Source organism: Paraglaciecola hydrolytica, from assembly GCF_001565895.1.
In the GTDB taxonomy this organism is placed as follows: Bacteria; Pseudomonadota; Gammaproteobacteria; order Enterobacterales; family Alteromonadaceae; genus Paraglaciecola; species Paraglaciecola hydrolytica.
The window spans coordinates 788,380-808,383 of record NZ_LSNE01000003.1 but is presented as its reverse complement, the minus strand read 5'-3'; the positions used below and the strand labels follow the sequence as shown (position 1 = coordinate 808,383).

Here is a 20,004-nt window from a genome sequence, read left to right as displayed (position 1 = left end):
CACTAAAGATCAAGCCATGGCCGCCCCTAAAAAAAACAAAGATGTAGAAAGTGATTTTGATATCGAAAACGAGAGCGAAATCCTCAGTAAAACTCAGTTAAAAAACCAGATGTTGGACTTGCAAAAGTTAGGTGAATCCTTAATCGAACTTAGCCCTTCTGAATTAGCTAAAATCCCTATGGATGAAGCCTTGCTTGATGCAGTAATGCTTGCAAGACGTATTACCCGCAAAAAAGAAGGTTTTCGTCGTCAGTTACAATTGATTGGTAAAATGATGCGTCAGCGCGATACTGTTGCCATTGAACAAGCCATAGGTGTAATTAGGTCTGCTCATCAAACCTCTTCTGCCGCGTTTCACAAAATTGAAGTGCTTAGAAACAACGTGATCAATGGCAATGAGGAAAAAATTGAAAAAGCAATATCTCAGCATCCCTTGCTCGACCGCCAAAAGTTGCGCCAATTTGCGCGTCAGGCACAAAAGCAACAAGCAGAAAATAAACCGCCCAAAGCTGCTAGAGAATTATTTAAGTATCTACAAGAAGTCATTAACGGATAAAAAAATATGGCACATAGAAAGGGAAAACTCGTACACATTATCTTTTTAGCTTTTATGTTGGTTTTTTTAAACTCTTGCAAAAAAGGCGTTTCGGGAGCCAATGGCGATGACCCTTTTGGTGGCGGTGGCAACACTAACAACTACAGCTTAACGTTACAGATATTGGATGTTAGTTGTCAGAGCGTTACTGACCACAGCTTTACTGCTGGTGACAGCTTATGTGTCAGAGCCAAATTAACCAATAATGGCAGTGTGGTCGTAGGGCAGGTGGTGAGTTTTACTGCAGAATTAGGTAGCTTATCTACTGCCAGTAAATTAACCGATGCTGCTGGTATTGCACAAGTTACCCTTACAAGCAGTGCCGCTGATGTCGCTGCCGCTACCATAGTGGCGCAATATGCTGAGCTAAGTGCCAATGCTAACTATGAATTTCTCAGTGCTGGCACTGTAGTTGTCACACAGCCCAGCGTTACACTCGCCCTATTGCAAAACGGCCAAAATATTAACCGTTTTAGGGCAGATGAAAGCGCCATATTACAGGTCACCCTATTAGATGCCCAAGCTCAAGCGATGGCCAATACCATCGTCACTTTCATGGCTCAGCGTGGTGACCTAGCCATTACTTCTGCATTAACCAATGCTAATGGGGTAGCTCAAGTTACTTTAGCGGGCAGTACAGCTGATTTAGGTGCGGGCACCGCCAGTGCGCAAATTCAACTTGGGGATATCAGCCTAGTTGCCAGTGTTAATTACGAAATTCAATCCGCTAATTCCAATACCCAAGACACTATACGCTTAGGGTATTTTGCGGGTGATGTATTTATTGAAAATGCTTTAGGTATTATTGGTGAAACGGCAGATGCCAATGTTGAGCTAAGTGCAGGTGCCACCCTAGGTTTTACTTTGGCGCTGGTGGATCAAAATGACCAGCGTATTTTAAGTCAAACCCCAGTTAGTTTTAGTTCAAGCTGTGTTAGTAATGGTTTGGCAGCTATCGACCAACAGGTCAATACTATCAATGGCATTGCCCAATCTACATTTGAAGATTTAAATTGTGGTGGTAATCAGGATGTGGTGACGGCTTCGGTACTAGTTAATAACTCACTGATGTCAGTATCCAGAACCATAAGCATTTTGCCTGACTCGGTTGGCTCAATCACCTTTGTGTCGGCCGACCCAAACCAGATCGTGTTACAAGGTACTGGCGGCAACACCATTTCAACCTTGGTGTTTGAAGTTAAGGGGTCGTTAGGTAATGCATTGGCGCAACAAGAGGTGACATTTTCTCTCAATACCAGTACGGGAGGTTTAAGCTTATCTCCTGACAAAGGCTTTACCAATTCCCAAGGTCAGATTAGCACTCGTGTAACCTCGGGTAATGTGCCGACTTCGGTCAGGGTAACCGCACACGTTACTGCAAGCTCAGGTGAAATACTGCGCACCCAATCTGACTTATTGTCGATAAACACCGGCCTGCCTGATCAAAACAGTTTTACCTTGTCAGCCAGCAATCTTAATCCTGAGACAAATAACATTAGTGGTCAAACCGTTGATATAGTCGCACGTCTTGCTGATACCTTTAATAATCCGGCTCCAGATGGCACTGCTGTAAGCTTTACTACCGAAGGTGGCATAATCGAACCCAGTTGTACTACTGTAGCGGGTAGTTGCTCGGTTATATGGACAAGTGCCAACCCACGCACTCCTGACCACAGAATTACCATTCTAGCCACAGCGATTGGTCATGAAACCTTATTTGATGCCAATGGTAACAACAGTTATGACAATGCAGATGGCCCGGCTCTTATCGATAATACCGATAGTGGCTTAGAATCCAGTGCTTACGGTTTAACAGGATTTGTTGATTACAGCGAAGCCTGGCGCGACGATAACGCAAACAATCTAAAAGATGCATCTGAAATATTTTTGGACTACAACAGCAATGGCCAATTTGACGGGCCAGATGGATTATTCAATGGCCCCCAATGTATCAGTGATAGTGCCTGCGGCCAAGGTAGTGCGGCCACTGTGCATATCAGACAAGCTTTAGAGCTGGTTATGTCAAGCTCAGAAAGCCTGCTTGATGTCGTGTCGAACGGTATGGCTATTGCGAGCAATCATCCAAACATTACACAGCCAGCCTTAAGTATTGCACGCAGTGAAAGCCTGAGTTTCGACCTTATTTATTCAGACACTGCCGCTCAACCTATACCATCTGGTTCAACAATTATAATAAGCAGTACCGCTGGATTATTGGGAGGAGAGATTAATATATTGGCCCGCTCAACTAATAAAACAGGGGCTCAACAAGCCAAGTTTACCCTGACCAATAGCCGCAGTGATGACACAGGAAATGCCACAACCGCTACCGTTAGTGTACTTGTAACAACGCCAAGTGGAGTGGAATCTACGGTGAGTTTTGTGGTGACTTTACCTTAGCAGTGCCAAAGGTATTTTTGCTTCTGTCGCTAGACTATTTTTTATATCGTCTAGCTACAGAGCTTGTACAAACTTTTATTAAGCCGTGCCACCTACGGTGAGTTCATCCACTTTTAAGGTTGGCTGGCCAACCCCCACAGGTAATGACTGGCCATCTTTACCACAAACACCTACACCTTTATCTAGTGCTAAGTCATTACCAATCATCGACACTTTTTGCATGGCTTCAGGGCCATTGCCGATTAAGGTTGCCCCTTTAATGGGTTTGGTAATTTTACCTTTTTCGATGAGATAGGCTTCAGAGGTGGAAAATACAAACTTGCCTGAAGTGATATCCACCTGCCCACCACCAAAGTTAGGTGCATAAATGCCTTTATCGATAGAGGCAATTATTTCTTCTGGGCTATGTTTGCCACCTAACATATAGGTATTGGTCATACGTGGCATGGGTAAATGAGCATAAGACTCACGACGACCGTTACCCGTGGGTTTAACCCCCATCAAACGGGCATTAAGTTTATCCTGCATGTAACCTTTGAGAATGCCATCTTCGATCAAAACATTGTACTGACCAGGCGTACCTTCATCGTCAACACTGATTGAGCCGCGGCGATTAGCCAAGGTACCATCATCCACAATAGTACAACCACGTGCAGCGACCTGCTGACCAATACGGCCACTAAAAGTCGAGGCACCTTTACGGTTAAAGTCGCCTTCTAAGCCATGCCCTACGGCTTCATGTAGCAATACTCCGGGCCAACCACTGCCAAGTACTACTGGCATTTGTCCCGCGGGAGCTGCAATCGCTTGCATGTTGATACGTGCCATGTGAATGGCTTCATCGGCTAAGACTTCGTAACGTGGGCGACCATCTTCTTGTTGTAAAAAATATTCGTAGGCATAACGGCCGCCCATACCAGAGCTACCTTTTTCACGACGCCCGTCTTTTTCCATTAATACCGAGCAATTTAAGCGGATCAAAGGACGGATATCGGTACAAAAGGTCCCGTCAGTGGCTGCGATGAGTACTTCTTCATATACTCCACTAATACTGACATTCACCTGACTTAAGGCAGGTTCTTGTTTACGCGTGTATTCATCTACCGCACGCAATAAGGCAATTTTTTCTTGCTCTTGCATGCCCAATAAAGGATTTTGTTGGTAATAACGGGGATCAAATTTGGCTTCACGCAAGGGTGCGACTTTGTGCTGACCACCATGGCCTGAAATACTGCGCGCGGCGGTAGCAGCCTTCATCAAGGCATCGGGCGAGATATCATCGGAATAGGCAAAACCAGTTTTTTCGCCACTGACGGCACGTACACCTACGCCTCGTTCAATGTTATAGCTACCTTCTTTGATGATGCCGTCTTCTAAGGCCCACGTCTCGTGCTGACTAGACTGAAAATACAGATCGGCAAAATCATTGTCGTGTTGATAAATAATATCAAGTGCCGACGTCAATGAGTCTCGGGTAAGTTGTGAGGCGTCGAGTAAATTTGCTTCTACCAAGTCAGACAAGGTAACTCCTGAATTTATTATGTTGGGCAACTGGCATATTCGTTCGAATATTACTCAGTGCATTAAAATCGATAGTGGCGGCAATGATTCCGGTTTCGGTCGGTAGCTCAGCCAGGGTTTCGCCCCATGGCGATATGATACAGGAGTGGCCGTACGTTTGTCTGTTATTCGCGTGCACGCCAGTTTGATTAGCTGCCACCAAATAACATTGGTTTTCGATAGCTCTGGCGGTTAATAAGGCCTGCCAATGGGCGCTGCCGGTAAGTTGAGTAAAAGCGGCAGGCAATACCAGTACATCAAGCTGCGCCAACTGGCTCATTGCCTGAAACAGGCCAGCAAAACGGATATCGTAACAGATCGCCAAACCTAACTTGCCAAAAGGGCTATCGATAACCACTAATTTATTGCCAGCTTGTGTGCTGCGGGATTCTAAATAGCTACCGGTATTGTCGGCCACCTGTACATCAAACAAATGAATTTTTTGATACTCAGCTTGTAAAATGCCCTGATCATCAAACAATAAACAGGAAGCAGTGTATTTGTTTTCCTGCCCATCTTCATGGCCTCTCGGCTCAGGGCTGCATAGGAGTGGAAAACTGCCTGCGGCCAGCCAGATATTGTAAGTTTTAGCCAGTGCACTTAAACGCTGTTGTACTGGGCCCTCATCGCGTTTTTCGGCGATTTGCAGTACCGTTTTATCACCGCCGCCAAAACAGGCAAAACACTCAGGCAATACCACAAGAGTGCTTTCAATTACCTGTAACTGTTTGAGTTGCTGTTCAACAAAGTCCAGATTGTCGTTTACATTTGGACTGGATGTCATTTGTAAGGCAATTAACCTAGCCACTGATTGGTCCCTCTGGCTGTAGTTCTAAATCAACCGGCTGATCAATAATGCTGCCATCTAATTTTTGCGGTATGTTTTCAGTGGGGAGTTTGGCCGGTAGGCTTATTTCTTTACTGTCCCGCTGTAGCTCTTCAATAATTGGTTCGTCAAAAGTGCCGGTCAGTGAAAATTGGATATTTGAAATGACCTTGGCAGAGGTCAGCACCTGATCGATAGCTAAGGCCGCCAGCGCTGTGGCAGGATTTACCATCCAAGCCACAATTACCGGCAGGCTAGATGTTACCTTAGGTGCAAAGGAGATTTGATAATTTAATTTTTGCGCATTTAAATCCGCATAACCTAACATAGTGATTTCACCCGCACCACCATCAACCACAGTATCACGAGTATCCACTATGCCGTTTTGGATCTGAAAAGAGCCATTCATCTTGTCGTAGAAAAAGCCTTTGGCAAATACATCCCTAAAATCCAGTTTAAGTTTACGTACCAAGGAATCCAAACTCAAAATACTGAATATCCTTGAGCCTTTATCGGTGATTTCTGTCAAATAGCCATCACTTAAACGCCATTCCATATCGCCCGTTAAACTCGCCAGATTAAATTCATGGGGTGCTTGTTGCCAGCTTAAATCAAACTTTGCACTGGCCGATGAGTCTTTAATACCGGAGTTAAATTGAAAGCCTTTTAATAAGGCGCCAAAGTCAGAACTGCTAAATTCACCAGTAACACGGGTGCTACTTTTGCCTTGATTAACAAACCAATCACCCTGCGCATAAAGTAAACCATGACTGTTATTCATTCTAAAGTTATCAATGCGCATGCCACCGGATGTACGCGACAGCGCGAGATCAACCTTGCCTAGGTCATTATTTAATATACGGCAACGTTGGCAGGAGAACTTAATCGGCGGAAACCTACTAGGATCAAGATCAAATCTAGGCTCCTCACTCTCTGTGGTCTCCTTACTGAGAGATTGCCAATTGAGTAAATCGATAAAATCGGCATTAATATTCACACCTTGGTTCAGCCAGTCTTTGTACAGAGCGACTTCCATTCGCGTTTCTTTGGCGTTGACATCCAGCAGCCAACTGTCGTTGGTATTTTTTACCACTAATTCAAGGTTACTCAGTTTTTGCGACGCTAAGATGGCATTATCAGCACTGATAAAAACCCGTTTTGGCGCCTCTAAAATAGCCTGTTGCCCAGGCTTGTCATTGCTGCTGTCGGTATTGCTAATGAGATGATTTATCGCCTGATACCAGTCATCGATATTCAGTGTCCTAAGATTAGCCGAAACACTAAAACCCAGTCCCATGCCTACTAAATCTGATTCACCAACCGACAGATGCGCGCGGGAAAACCTCATGCTGTCATGAAGCAAATTACCATTAAATTCCACATCATTGCCTAACTGTACTTTAACCACTGAGGCCTGTTTATTACCTTTCACTTCAACTAGCAATGCTCGGGCTTGAGATGCAGGCTTATCAAAGGGGAAAGGTAATTCGGATTGTAGTCTCACTAAATCTGACTGCACAGTTGCTGTGTATTCGTAACCATCTTGTGGCAACTGAAGATTGACATCAGCCTGCCAAAGGCTGCTACCAGATAGGTAAGATGCTAAGGCGGGGTGATATTTATTCAGTAGCTTTGTGGTCTGCCAGTCGCCCTTAATATTAATATCAGCTTCATAGTGTTGATTTTTCTGTAAACCATTAAAACTGACTTTAACCGCTTGGTTGAGTAAATTAGCCGACAAGTTTTTAAAACTTACCTTGTCGTTCACAAAACTAACCAGACCTTTGGCATGTTCAAGTTGTAGATCTAAACTGGATATCAATACACTACTGTCGGTTAAGGTGACCTTGCCGCTGGCGACTACATCTTTGCCACTGAGCGGAATATGCAGATGCAGCTCCGTGCTTAGTTGGTCGTCAATCTGCACCTGTTGTAATACTTTACCCAAAGAGTCAGCCAAGCTACTTTGCAACATAAGTTCACGTACTTGTGTGCCACTAGCCAAGCCTTTGGCGTCTATGCTGAGTATGGCTCCCTTAGCTAAAGATGGGATCGCTGCACTTAAATCTGCTAGTTTTACATCAAGCAACTTACCTTGCTGGCTGCGCATCCACAGCCCTTCATTTTCAAACAACAAATTGATATGCAAATCTGTTAATGCTGGCCACTGCGGGTCAAATTCTAATACGCCCTCTTCAATCTCTACCGCGGCTTGAAATATGCCTTGTTGTTGTTTGAAGGGAAACTCACTAAAACTACCGTGCCATAATACTTGTGCCGCGTTTACCGTGCCTGTTTGTAAAGATCCGCTTAAATAGTCCTTAGTTTCTTCTCCCATCAACTTAGCCGGATAAAAATGGGCTACATCGGCCACGTCCAGGGTGGAGATATTGGCGCTGGCCGCTAAAAACCGCTGCGCAGAATTATAATAAAATTCAGGATAAACACTTAATTGAGGGCTATGCAGGGCGATGTCTTCACCTCTAAGCTCTAAACCATCTGGCCCTAGGGTAATAAATAAGGTCGCGCTCAGATCGGTAAAATCAATATCTTGTGGCAATATTTGTGAAACCAGTAAGCTTTTATTCGTGCTTTGCAGACTGAGTTTACCTCTAGAGTTTGACCATAATAACTCTGCGTCTGCGTGGGACAAACCTGGTATTGCGGGGGTTTGTTGCCAAGCTAGCTGACTAATTTTAGTGGCCAGATTCAGCTCCCCACTTAAATTCACTGCCAGTTGTAGCTTATCTAAAACGGCCTGCGGCTGTAATTCATCAAGCAAGGCCACGGCTGACTCATCAATTAACAAAGGCAATAATGCTACAAAAGGCTGTAGCTCTAACGGCTCTGCATTGTTGAGGGTAAAATGTCCCTTACTATCTAACTTGGCTAACCAGGTAGAAATCGATAGTTGATCATTTAACATCAGCGAAAAATTATCCAGATTAATCACCCAACTGGAATTGTCGCTGGTGTTAACTGGAGCAGCATTTATTTGCCCGCCAGATACTGCCGCACGGATTTTGCTTGCCCCTGTGTCCCAACTAAAACGGCTATTGGAAATATCTAATTGCACTGAGCTAAGTGATTGTTGAGTGATGCTCGCCCACATCACAAAACTGCCACGACTTTCTACTAATTTATGCGATGTTTGCAGCCACTGGCTTACCCAAGGCGATAAGTCGAGTTCTTCACCTTTAGCAAAAAAAGTACCTGAAATATCAGTGTCATGACCATAGAGATCGAGAATAAAAGAGGCGGAGTTTTTCGCGATTTCAGCAATTTGTAACTGCCCTCGGCCTTGATGCCTATCACCTTTATTAACCCAAGAAACCTGATCAATTAACACGGTTTGTTGATCATCAGGGGTAAGTAAGAGTATGCGACTATCGCTGATCGAAAAAGATTGTAGTTGTTGAAGAAACAACTTTTCGAGGGCCGATACTATAGGATAATCACTATCTTCTTGTTGCAATGACGCCAGATCAATAGTGACTCGCATATCTTGCAATGCAAACTTATTAGATTGAATTTGGCCTTGTAATACCGAATCCCAAAAGTCCAGCTCGATGATAGTTTCTGCGATTTCTAAATGTATAGGAGATTGCTTATTTTGCACCAGTTGAATGTCTTGCAGCACAATGGCTGGGCCCAAGCCTTTCCACTGAGCGGTAATACTGCCAATACGTAATTCAGCGCCAAATTGCTGGCCTAAATAATCTTCTAATACTTGTTTTTGTTCATTGAGATAAGGTAGAGAAAAACGCAATAAACTGAGGGCAACAGCGATTACTACTAAGCTTACCGCAAGTAGTGCCCATAATTTTCTGACGATGTAAGCCACATAAAAAGACGCTGTTCGCATTATTTCTATCGAGGTTTACATCATGACAACGTCATATTGATCTTGGTTATATAACAATTCAGTGTGCACCTTAATTTGTTTAGTCACAAAGACTTCGAGTTCCGCCAGCATATGTGATTCTTCACCTAACAAAGCTTCTGCCACCGCAGGAGAGGCGTAGACCACAAATTTGTCGGCGTCATAAGCGCGATTAACCCGCACAATTTCCCGCATAATCTCAAAACACACGGTTTCAACGGTTTTAATTGAACCACGCCCCTTACATACTGGACACTCACCACACAGGATATGTTCCAAACTTTCGCGGGTTCTTTTGCGAGTCATTTCAATTAAACCCAAGGCTGTAAAACCATGAATGTTGATTTTGGCCCGATCTTTACTGGTGGCAACTTCTAGACTGTGCATGACTCGGCGCTGGTGATCTTGGTCGGTCATATCAATAAAGTCGATTAAAATCATACCGCCTAAATTACGTAATCGTAACTGGCGCGCTATGGCCTGAGTCGCTTCGATATTAGTATTAAAAATGGTTTCTTCGAGATTACGATGGCCCACAAAGGCACCAGTATTAATATCAATCGTCGTCATGGCTTCAGTTTGATCAATGATCAAATACCCACCAGATTTTAAATCGACTCGTCTGTCTAGTGAACGTTGACATTCATTTTCAACATCGTAAAGGTCAAAAATAGGCCGGTCACCGGGATAATATTCCAGTAAACGATGTAACTCCGGCACATATTCTTTTGTGAACAATTGCAATTCTTGTAATGATAATTTTGAATCAATCCTGATCCTATCTAAGGTGGTGCCTACAAAGTCACGCAATACCCGGCGCGCCAAAGGTAAATCTTCGTATAGGATATGGGACTTGTTTTTCATTCTAGAACGTATTTTGTCCCACAAGCGCCTTAAAAAATCGGCATCTTGTACTAGTTCTTGCTCTTTTACCCCTTCGGCAGCGGTGCGCAAAATAAAACCACCGTGTTCACTGCAAAAACACTGCACCAGGGATTTCAAACGTTCTCGTTCTTTTTCATCTTCGATACGTTGAGATACACCCACGTGGGTTACGCTGGGCATAAAAACCAAATAACGAGAAGGAATTGTGATGTCGGTAGTAAGCCTAGCGCCCTTGGTACCAATCTGATCTTTAACGACCTGCACAACTATGTTCTGACCATCTTTAACTAATTCACGGATATCACGTTTGGTGAGATGACTAGTGGACACCTCTTCTTCAACTTCACTATGAATGGCAATGTCTGAAGCATGTAAAAATGCCGCTTTATCCAAACCAATATCCACAAAGGCGGCTTGCATTCCCGGCAATACTCGGCTGACTTTACCGCGGTAAATATTGCCAACTAGGCCACGTTTGGTATGTCGCTCAATGTGGATTTCTTGCAAAATTCCATTTTCTATCAACGCCACTCGTGACTCTGAGGGAGTAACGTTAATCAATAATTCCGCGCTCATTGCTGATGTCCTATTTGATTTAATAGTTGCCGAGTTTCGAAGAGTGGCAAGCCAACGACGGCACTGTAGCTGCCATTAATATGTTGCACAAACTGCCCACCTAAACCCTGAATACCATAACTGCCCGCTTTATCCTGTGGTTCACCACTGGCCCAGTAATCGTCGATTTGCTGATGAGTGAGTTGGCCAAAACTGACAGCCGTTTGCACTACAGTATGCACTTGCCCTTGAGCCGTAGTTAAAGCAACTGCGGTATACACTTGATGCGTATGACCAGACAATAAACCTAACATTCTTTGTGCATCGGCTAAATCACAAGGTTTACCGAGGATCAGCTGATCAATAACCACTATGGTATCAGCCCCCAGTACCGGATAACTCTGGTTAGATTGCTGCCAACCAAGTGCTGATTTTGCACAGGCTAGACGTAATACATAGTCAGTTGCTATTTCGTTGGGGAGTTGGCTTTCATCCAGATCAATCTTAATCGTTTGAAATACCAGCCCTATCTGAGTTAATAACTCAGCACGACGGGCAGATTGAGAGGCGAGATATAACATAATAACCTCAGCTAATACGCAGTTGGCGGCGTAGTTTACGTAACAACCAAAATAACCAAGGCCATAAAATCATGGAGCTGACCACAGGCCACATATAAGTGAAAAGAAAATACACATCGGTCAATAAGTGCTGTAACCAGAATACGATAAGATTGTAAAAAGCTGAAATGACACCGATTACGAAGGCTTGTTGCCACAATGAATAATTGCGTAAACGTTTATAATTGGCGGCCAGCACATAAATACTCACACACATGGCAAAACTATGAACCCCTAAACTGGAGCCAAGTAATACATCAAGTATTAAGCCATTAATAAAAGCAACCCCAACGTTGACACGATGTGGCAGGGCCAACGTCCAATAACATAGTACCAACAACACCCAATCTGGGCGGTAGAGGTCTACAAAGGCCGGTAAGGGCATGATTTGCAGCACTAAAGCACAAATTAAACTCAGAGCAATAGCATAACTTCGGAATGACATTATTGTTCTATTTCCTCGGGTTCAGGTAATTCTTGCTCATCTGTCCACAACAGCAACAGGTATTTCAGCCTATCGAGCTGGGCTATAGGTTTAGCTCTGACCACCGCGAAGGGTCTGCTTTCGTCACGCACTATCGAAGTGATTTCGGCGACTGGATAACCTTCGGGAAATACCTTACCTAAACCTGATGACAAGAGTAAATCACCCACCTGAAGATCGGCACTATGGGGTACATGCTGAATATGTAATTCATCAAGGCTACCTGAGCCTGTTGCCACTAAACGCACATTATTACGTGCCACTCGCACCGGTATCGCGTGGGTGATATCAGCAATCAGCAAAACACGACTATTGGTCGAACTAACCTGCATAATTTGCCCCACTACACCACTTTCATCCAATACCGGCTGGCCTTCAAATACGCCGTTAATGGTTCCCTTGTTGACCACAATCTGATGACTATATGGATTGTTATCTACCGCCATCAACTCGGCCACGAGTTTGCGGATGTTCACATTAGTAGGAGAATTGAGCAGGCGGCGTAAGCGATTATTTTCTTCTTTGAGGAAGGTCATACGTTGCAGTTCTTCACTCATCAAGGTGGCTTGCAGGGTAAGTTGAGCGTTTTCATCTAATAGCTGCTGATGAGAGGCCAACTGGGTCGCACTGGCACTGAGTAGTTCGCCGGGTAAATTAGCCAAATATTGTAAAGGACTAACCAGAGAGTTGAGGTAAACCCTCGTAGTACCAAAACCATTAAATTTGTGATCAAAAATAATAAGCGAAACAGACAATAACAAGCCCAAAGCAAGTCTGTGTTGTAAGGAGGGACCAACAGAAAAATTTAGATTCATACAGTAATGCCAATTAGGTGACTTACACTCATGGGCTTGCAAGCCACCCTTTCAATAAATTATTCGTAGCTAAATAAATCGCCCCCGTGCAAATCAATCATTTCAAAGGCTTTACCGCCACCTCTGGCAACACAGGTCAAAGGATCATCAGCGATAACCACCGGAATACCGGTTTCTTCCATCAATAAACGATCTAAGTCTTTTAATAAAGCGCCACCACCGGTTAACACCATACCACGTTCAGAAATATCCGACGCTAATTCTGGTGGAGATTGTTCCAGCGCCACCATCACGGCCGAGACTATACCGGTCAGAGGTTCTTGTAGGGCTTCAAGTATTTCATTGCTATTGAGGGTAAAACTACGAGGCACACCCTCGGCCAAGTTACGGCCACGGACTTCAATTTCTTTGACTTCTTCAGCAGGGTAAGCCGCACCGATTTCGTGTTTGATTCGCTCTGCGGTGGCTTCACCAATCAAGGAACCAAAATTACGGCGGATGTAAGAGATAATTGCTTCATCAAACTTATCACCACCGATACGCACTGATGACGAATACACAATACCGTTAAGTGAAATAATCGCCACTTCTGTGGTACCACCACCGATATCAACTACCATAGAGCCGGTTGCTTCTGAAACAGGCAAACCTGCGCCTATTGCGGCGGCCATAGGTTCATCAATCAAAAATACTTCACGGGCACCAGCACCTAAGGCAGACTCACGAATGGCGCGACGCTCAACCTGAGTAGAACCACAGGGCACACAAACCAATACACGAGGACTCGGGCGTAAAAAGTTATTGTCGTGAACTTGTTTGATAAAATGCTGGAGCATTTTTTCGGTCACATAAAAATCTGCAATTACACCGTCTTTCATCGGGCGAATTGCTTTTATGTTACCAGGCGTTCTGCCTAACATGCGCTTAGCTTCAGTACCTACAGCAGCAACACTCTTAGGCCCACCTGCTCTTTCTTGACGAATTGCCACAACTGACGGCTCATTTAAAACTATACCTTTGTCTTTGATATAGATAAGCGTATTGGCTGTGCCGAGGTCGATAGATAAATCGTTGGAAAACATTCCCCGTAGCTTTTTGAACATGGAAGAAGCCGCATCCTAGTTGATGATAGATATATGCGGCAACTTTACCAATAGCCCTTGTAATGGGCAAGCAAACAGGTAAAACAAAAACATAAAAAGCGCTGTTTAGAGAGATTAATTACTTTCGTGATAATTATTCCGCTATTTAAGCCCAAATATCGAACATTTATTCAGCAATAACACAGAAACAAAAAACCCGACCTAAAGTCGGGTTGGTTTTTAGAGCAAACTAACTTATTGCTCACGAACTACTCGAAAGCCGATGTAGTTAGCACGAAAACTTGGTTCTAGTTCCATTCTGGTTGAAACTCTGGCCAGACGCGGAGCAAAATTCCACGCACCACCTCTAACGGTACCACTATTAATGTCTGAGCTACTGGTGGTCCATTCCCATACATTACCCACTGTGTCATATAAACCAAAATGATTACGCTCAAAAGATGCTACTGGAGAAGTTCCAACATTTGACCATTGGCTACCACACCAACCACAGTTTGCGTTGTCAGTGCCAACACCTTCACCCCACCAAAAATCTGTTTCTTTGCCACCACGCGCGGCATATTCCCACTGGGCTTCAGAAGGCAGTTTGTAAGCCTGATTACTGGCTTTAGACATCCAAGATACAAAGGCTTGAGCATCACCCAAACTCACACAAACTACTGGGCTTTTGTCGCTTTGGGCAAAACCAGGGGAACGCCAGTTGCGGTTACTTTCCCATACCGCCTGACCTTCAGAATACGAGGCGCAACCTTTATCTTTTTCGGCATCAGTGACATAACTAGTGGCTTTAACAAATTGCTCAAAAGCTTTAACCGTAATTTCTGTTTCACTCATGCCAAAAGATTGTTTTAAATCACGGGTTTTCACCGGACGCTCATTGTCTAAGCCTGTACCAGTGATGTCGCCCATACGAAAGCTACCAGCTGGCACCACCACTAATTCAGGGCCTGGAATGTCACCAGCTAAGATATCCTGAATTTTTTCGCCTTTGCTGAAAGCATATTTAGTACGTTGCAGATCTAATTTTAAGGTCGTGGGCTCTTTAATAGTAATGCGCTGACGATTTGGTTCATAACCTCGTTTTACCACTTCAACATCATGTTCACCGGCCGGCACCATAATTTGTAACTTAGTGGAGCCATAACTAACACCATCAATAAACACTTCGTCATCAAATACGTTAGATCTGACGGTAAGTTCATACATGACTGAACCATCAGGTGAACTGACTTTGGGTTTTTCAGCGAGAACCGGCGCAACTTTACTGTCATTACCCACACAGTAACGACGATCTAAACCTAACAAAGCACAACCTTCAGCCCGTTTTAAGTTGCCTTGTAATTGCAGGTTCATTTTAACGTTGAAATTACCTTGACCACTGAAGTTGCTTTCGGCCACTTCACTGCGTACCACTTGTACAAATACATCGGAAGATTCACGACGCGCACTGGCTTGAATCGATTCGCTTAAACCATCATACAAACTGTCTAAGAAACGTTTTGATGCTTTTTGCTTGGCCAGTGATTTTCCGCGCTCAGTACACTTGCTGATAGTTTCATCTTTATCACAGGCAATATTATGGCTAACCACTACCGCCTCTTGGCGGTTAAATTCTTTGTATAAACGATCAATACGTGCGCCGTTAAGCTGTTCTTTCAAACCTTCAATAGTATTTAGCAAGCTATGTTTAGACACTTGCATTCTTTCTACATCTTGTAATTTAGTCTGCCACTCATTGTATTTAGCGGTGATGGAATCTTTAATGGCTTTGTGGGTTCTAACCGCTTTGGCATAATTTGCCTTTGTCGATGAAATGTCTAATTCAGGATTATCTACCATTTTTTCATATTGCAGATTCATCTCGATCAAAGCAGATTGCCTATCAGCATCAGCCAAAGTGACATTCTGACGAACGGCTTCCAAGTCTTTTTCGAGTTTGCTGGCAGCGCCAATCTCTGACTCTAAATTTTTATTATAATTGTTGTACTCAGCCTGCTTTGCAGTAATTTTCTGTTCGATGTCAGCAACACTTAAGTCGGCAGCAAATACAAAATTACAAAAAGACAGGGCAACAATACAGGTCAGTTGTGCTATTCGATTCATTATGTGGTTCCAAACTGATTACCAAAAGGTAAGCTATTTTTCCGGCTTAGTTACAGTTCAATGGGATTTAAGCCCATATTCTAGCAACCTTAATGGCCTATGCTATTGAGTTACAACGAAAAGCGCAAGAGTGTTGCAGACCCAATACTGATTTAATTAAACACCTCACGCCATTGTATAACCCGATCATTGCCTCTGAACAAGCCAAAACTAATGGTTGCCTGAGGATAATCAAGGCCATTTCCAGTGGCACATAGTCCTGCTTGATTACAAATTTTGCCATCATCACTCCAATCATAGTTTAAGTATTGTGACCAACCACTAGGGTCGGCGGCCGGATTTAAGCGTAAATATACTTCACCTACTTCCTCAGGGGCACTGAGATTAAAATCCTGATTATCATCGGGTACACCGAGTAATAGATGACCATCGCTGGTTACTGCAGTAATTGAATTAGTTAAATCATTACCCTCACCTTTTTTCACCAGTAGCAGGTGATTGGCGGCCTGTGAAAAATCGATAAGCGTCTCGTTGTCTAAGGTATTCACTAGCCATTGCTTCTGGTCATAATATTCCACTGCAAAACCAGGGCGCAGTGCTTCGTCCTCTGGTCCATAGGTGCTCTTAAAGGCAAAGCGACCAAAACGTAAATCCGCTCCACCTACGTCACTAAAGGTAAAATCATTGCAACTTGCATCGAGATAATTATCGCGGAAACAAATGCCACTTTGATCACTTAAAAACGCTGCATGCAAGACAATATCAAGTAGGGCAACAAAAGGGCTGACTGGACCGAACATGGTATAATTCGCATCAGTTTTATTATAAACAATAGTAGCGTCAGGCAGCGTTATTACTACAGAACCATCGTAGTTGTTATCGCCGCTTATTAGCGGAGCATTACCTTTAAATACCGTTGCATCACCAGGATAGCCGCTTTTATCTAGATAACTCAGTTTCAGTGCATTGTTGACGTCATTGAGCGTGGGGCGAAAGTTCCAGTCAAGGGAATCATGATTATAAGTAATTTGATCTAGCGCATTTTTGGCGGTGACTTTCAGCGCAGGAAAAGTGCCAAACGAGATAGTTTGTCCCACATAACTGAAACTAGAGTGCACATTTTGCAAGGCCGGCGCTGTCGGTTCGGCTTCAACCGTATAATAGGCAGGGATAAAATGCCCCAGAGTTAACACAGCCTGAGAGCTAATTTGATTGCCCAAATAGTTTAAGTCTTGTGCGTCAATAGTGATACGCCCAACTTCGTCATAATATGCCGCGGTATATTGATATTGGCCGCCAGAAAAATTCAGATTAGCGACATTGATGAATAAATCTGAATCAGTAGAGCTGCCTAATTCACCAGCACTGGCATATCTAAAGTTCCCGTCAACTGCGCCAGTTGCGATGGGATAAATACGTTGCACCCTAAGTTGCATTTGTCCAGGCTGGTAATTAGGCAGCAAACTTCCAGTCGCACCGTAAGCGCCAATTTTAAATTCGAAGGGTTTGCCGGCAGTATATTTATCAGAATCTGCAGGACCGCTATATACAAGCGAGGCCGGAGTAACACTTAGTTGTAAACTTGCTGGGTAAATATCAACTAAAGCCATACCTTTGAGTAATTGAGCACCATCTATTGTGGCCTGTGCGCTCAATGCCAATCGGCCTACATCGGCATAGTTTAAGGCCGCCAAAGAGGCGATACCATTGGCCGCAAAATTTAGCCTAATGTTGCCTGTATTTTCACCATTTGCATTACTGATGGCGATACCAGCTAGCGGGGTAAGGCAAGTGTTTGGCGAATCACAATTATAACCAAAGGTAATATCTTGATTACCCGTTATCGCGGCCTGACATACGCCATTTTCATCCTGTACGGAGCGCAATTGCACATTATTGAACTGAGTTTGGGCTAACTGATCAGGTAAGGTTTTATCGTTGATTGTAGCGCCGATAAATTCAAAACCAGCATCAACAAAGGCAATATCACAGGTCTCATTGGAGCCAAAAAAGCAGCGTAAACTGGCATTTTCAGAGGAAGCCGTTTTGCTTACAGTATAATTACCTGCCGTGGTTATGTTCAAACTAGTATTAATTGAACCGGTAAAGTTCACCGTATTACCGCCGCCCCAACGGCCCGGTGTTAGGCTGACACTAGTGGGTTGATCATAAAGCAGGGTGCAATTTGCATCTTTACAGGCTTTTAGCACCACAGACTCTGTCTCACAAGTAAAACCCTGAGTGTCGTGCTCTAGGCGAAAATGATCCACAGCATTAGTTACACAAGGATTGAGGGTATTGGCGTCTGTGGCTATTGCATTGGCATCCTGCGCGCTTTGGTAAATTCTCAGATCATCAAATTGACCATAAGCAGAATTGTCTGAGCTATTCCCAGTAAAATACAGGTCGCGACTGTCACCCACATACAAGGTATTTAAATTTCCCATCTGACCATTCAGGCCAACATTATTGTTTGACGCTACAGCTACACCATTGACAAAAATAGCCATTTTATCTGCATGGAGATCCCAAGTAACCGCCACATGCACCCATTCATTCGCAGCAAAATTAAGGCCGCTGGCTTTGATGACTGCATCTTTATCGGCTGAATCTTCCATACCAAATTCCAGCTTACCCGAATACAGCGTCAGATAAAAAGACTTACCAAATAGAAATAAAAAACCATTTGAAGCATCCAGTAACTGCCGGGAAGATGATGAGGCCCATGACAATTTACTGCGATACCAAAACGACACGGTACCTGCCACACCAATATCATCATCAACGTCGAGTTTGGTATCTAAAGCACTGGTATAAAAAAAACTGGAGTTATAAGGCACATCCATTACCTTACAAGATTTTTGTTGATCGCTTGGTAATAGGGGGGTAATCGAGCCACGAGGATTACCATGATGTCCGTTATCCGACGAATCAATTACCGAGTTACTGCCGCTCCAGCTCTGTTCGTCAAATTGATAAAAGGCCAAAACTGGCGTTGGTTCTGGGACTGGTGAACCACAAATCTGGCTAAAATCATACGTTGTGAACAACCCACTGACATATTCTACGGTTGAGTTGGCATTAAGTTGTAAATTTCCAGCTGACACTGCCCCCGTCACTTTTGAGTCACTGTTGATGTGCATATTTCCTTGGGTATAAATCAAGCCTGAAACCGTCGATTTGGCATTCACATTAAAGTCTTGGTACACGCTCAGATTAAGGGCGGCAGTGGCAGTTAAACCATTGATTTGTGAATTACTGCCGGTATTCAAACCAGATTTTACATAGAGATAAACGGTGCCTGTGCCCTCAACGTTTATCTGCACGTCTCCCGGAAAATTACCCGAGTTAAGATTAATTTGCTCAACCCAATAAGTGCCAGGACGTAAGGTCAATTTGCCACTATTTTGAATGGTTAAACCTTTAATATAATAAGTAGAATGGTTAGCCGAAAAACGGGTTGTACCATTTTCAACAGTCAGATAACCAAAGGTATTGCTGCTATAACTGCCTTGGCCTAAGGTGACATTACTAAGGTTATAATTATTGTTGCTAGAAAAAGTTGGGAAGGTCGGTAATTCAAGAGCCTCTGCAGACTGCCCCGATACACTACAATCCGCGCTGCCGCAGCTATTACCTTGATTGGCGTTAATATTACCTGTCACAAAAGGTAAAATTGTCGAGGGGGAGTTAATCACTCTGGCGCCACTGTCCACGCCCAAACGCCCTGTTGTTGAATGGCTTTGTAATACCGAAGGATAAACAAGACTACACTGGCCGTCATCCGGCGGGGTACTTGTCTGGCTGGTTATGGCTAGTGAGAAATACACTTGATTGTCGTTTTCTGCATCGGCAGACCAGATCCACGTTGCTCCCGCTGATATGTTAGGACGACGTCCCCAAGGTGCTACACCATTATTACCATTTACCATTGAAGCATTGACATAATTATTCCAACCCGTTTTACTGACTTTCCAATGGGTCGTATTAGTTGAAATGGTTTGTCCATTATTAGGGAAGAGGTGATCAATGCCGGTTAGCGTGAAATCACCAATAAAACCAGCAATGCCGCCAGTATCTCGTCCACGAATATGCAAATAATAATTCTGGCCTGCTGCCAAATTTAATGTAGCTGAATACGTGGTACTCCAATCATTACCCGAGCCTAAATAGGT

12 protein-coding genes are annotated in these 20,004 nt (G+C 43.8%); 2 read left to right on the top strand and 10 right to left on the bottom strand.

Translation table 11 applies throughout. The annotated features are described in order from the left end of the window. The first annotated feature begins 16 nt into the window (after positions 1 to 16). Both yjgA and AX660_RS06040 read left to right on the top strand, forming a co-directional pair. Positions 17 to 556 (top strand): ribosome biogenesis factor YjgA, encoded by a 540-nt coding sequence (gene yjgA / locus AX660_RS06045; protein WP_068373972.1) that lies wholly within the window; start codon positions 17 to 19, stop codon positions 554 to 556. Positions 557 to 562: 6 nt separating this feature from the next. Then, entirely contained in the window at positions 563 to 2,995 is a 2,433-nt protein-coding gene (locus AX660_RS06040) for an Ig-like domain-containing protein (RefSeq protein ID WP_068373970.1), read from the top strand. A gap of 78 nt (positions 2,996 to 3,073) precedes the next feature. Here AX660_RS06040 and tldD read toward each other — a convergent pair whose 3' ends face one another. From tldD to AX660_RS05990, 10 genes are all read right to left on the bottom strand, one after another. After that, positions 3,074 to 4,516, bottom strand: coding sequence for a metalloprotease TldD (gene tldD / locus AX660_RS06035; RefSeq protein WP_068373962.1), 1,443 nt, complete (start codon positions 4,514 to 4,516; stop codon positions 3,074 to 3,076). Further along, positions 4,509 to 5,363, bottom strand: a complete 855-nt coding sequence (locus AX660_RS06030) for a carbon-nitrogen hydrolase family protein (RefSeq protein WP_068373954.1) — start codon at positions 5,361 to 5,363, stop codon at positions 4,509 to 4,511. The genes tldD and AX660_RS06030 overlap by 8 nt, the downstream gene beginning before the upstream one ends. After that, on the bottom strand, positions 5,356 to 9,246 hold the full coding sequence (locus tag AX660_RS06025) for a YhdP family protein (protein ID WP_068373951.1): 3,891 nt from the start codon (positions 9,244 to 9,246) through the stop codon (positions 5,356 to 5,358). Before AX660_RS06025 ends, AX660_RS06030 begins: the two co-directional genes overlap by 8 nt. A 15-nt stretch (positions 9,247 to 9,261) precedes the next feature. Continuing rightward, entirely contained in the window at positions 9,262 to 10,725 is a 1,464-nt protein-coding gene (gene rng, locus AX660_RS06020) for a ribonuclease G (protein WP_068373948.1), read from the bottom strand. Then, positions 10,722 to 11,285: a Maf family protein gene (locus tag AX660_RS06015; protein ID WP_068373944.1), complete on the bottom strand. Its 564-nt coding sequence runs from the start codon at positions 11,283 to 11,285 to the stop codon at positions 10,722 to 10,724. Before AX660_RS06015 ends, rng begins: the two co-directional genes overlap by 4 nt. A gap of 7 nt (positions 11,286 to 11,292) precedes the next feature. Then, positions 11,293 to 11,769, bottom strand: coding sequence for a rod shape-determining protein MreD (mreD, locus tag AX660_RS06010; RefSeq protein WP_068373941.1), 477 nt, complete (start codon positions 11,767 to 11,769; stop codon positions 11,293 to 11,295). Further along, positions 11,769 to 12,623, bottom strand: a complete 855-nt coding sequence (gene mreC, locus AX660_RS06005; RefSeq protein ID WP_068373937.1) for a rod shape-determining protein MreC — start codon at positions 12,621 to 12,623, stop codon at positions 11,769 to 11,771. The genes mreD and mreC overlap by 1 nt, the downstream gene beginning before the upstream one ends. A gap of 59 nt (positions 12,624 to 12,682) precedes the next feature. Next, complete coding sequence (locus tag AX660_RS06000) at positions 12,683 to 13,726, bottom strand: rod shape-determining protein (protein ID WP_068373934.1); 1,044 nt, start codon at positions 13,724 to 13,726, stop codon at positions 12,683 to 12,685. Between the two features lie 234 nt (positions 13,727 to 13,960). After that, positions 13,961 to 15,829 (bottom strand): formylglycine-generating enzyme family protein, encoded by a 1,869-nt coding sequence (locus AX660_RS05995; RefSeq protein ID WP_068373927.1) that lies wholly within the window; start codon positions 15,827 to 15,829, stop codon positions 13,961 to 13,963. 152 nt (positions 15,830 to 15,981) lie between these two features. Then, on the bottom strand, positions 15,982 to 20,004 hold a 4,023-nt coding region (locus AX660_RS05990; RefSeq protein WP_068373923.1), incomplete at its 5' end, for a LamG domain-containing protein.

Bases quoted from the DNA above. Each gene is read 5' to 3' on its own strand.
- yjgA (WP_068373972.1), top strand. From the start codon at position 17: ATGGCCGCCCCTAAAAAAAACAAAGATGTAGAAAGTGATTTTGATATC.
- AX660_RS06040 (WP_068373970.1), top strand. From the start codon at position 563: ATGGCACATAGAAAGGGAAAACTCGTACACATTATCTTTTTAGCTTTT.
- AX660_RS06025 (WP_068373951.1), bottom strand. From the start codon at position 9,246: ATGCGAACAGCGTCTTTTTATGTGGCTTACATCGTCAGAAAATTATGG.
- rng (WP_068373948.1), bottom strand. From the start codon at position 10,725: ATGAGCGCGGAATTATTGATTAACGTTACTCCCTCAGAGTCACGAGTG.
- AX660_RS06015 (WP_068373944.1), bottom strand. From the start codon at position 11,285: ATGTTATATCTCGCCTCTCAATCTGCCCGTCGTGCTGAGTTATTAACT.
- mreD (WP_068373941.1), bottom strand. From the start codon at position 11,769: ATGTCATTCCGAAGTTATGCTATTGCTCTGAGTTTAATTTGTGCTTTA.
- mreC (WP_068373937.1), bottom strand. From the start codon at position 12,623: ATGAATCTAAATTTTTCTGTTGGTCCCTCCTTACAACACAGACTTGCT.
- AX660_RS06000 (WP_068373934.1), bottom strand. From the start codon at position 13,726: ATGTTCAAAAAGCTACGGGGAATGTTTTCCAACGATTTATCTATCGAC.
- AX660_RS05995 (WP_068373927.1), bottom strand. From the start codon at position 15,829: ATGAATCGAATAGCACAACTGACCTGTATTGTTGCCCTGTCTTTTTGT.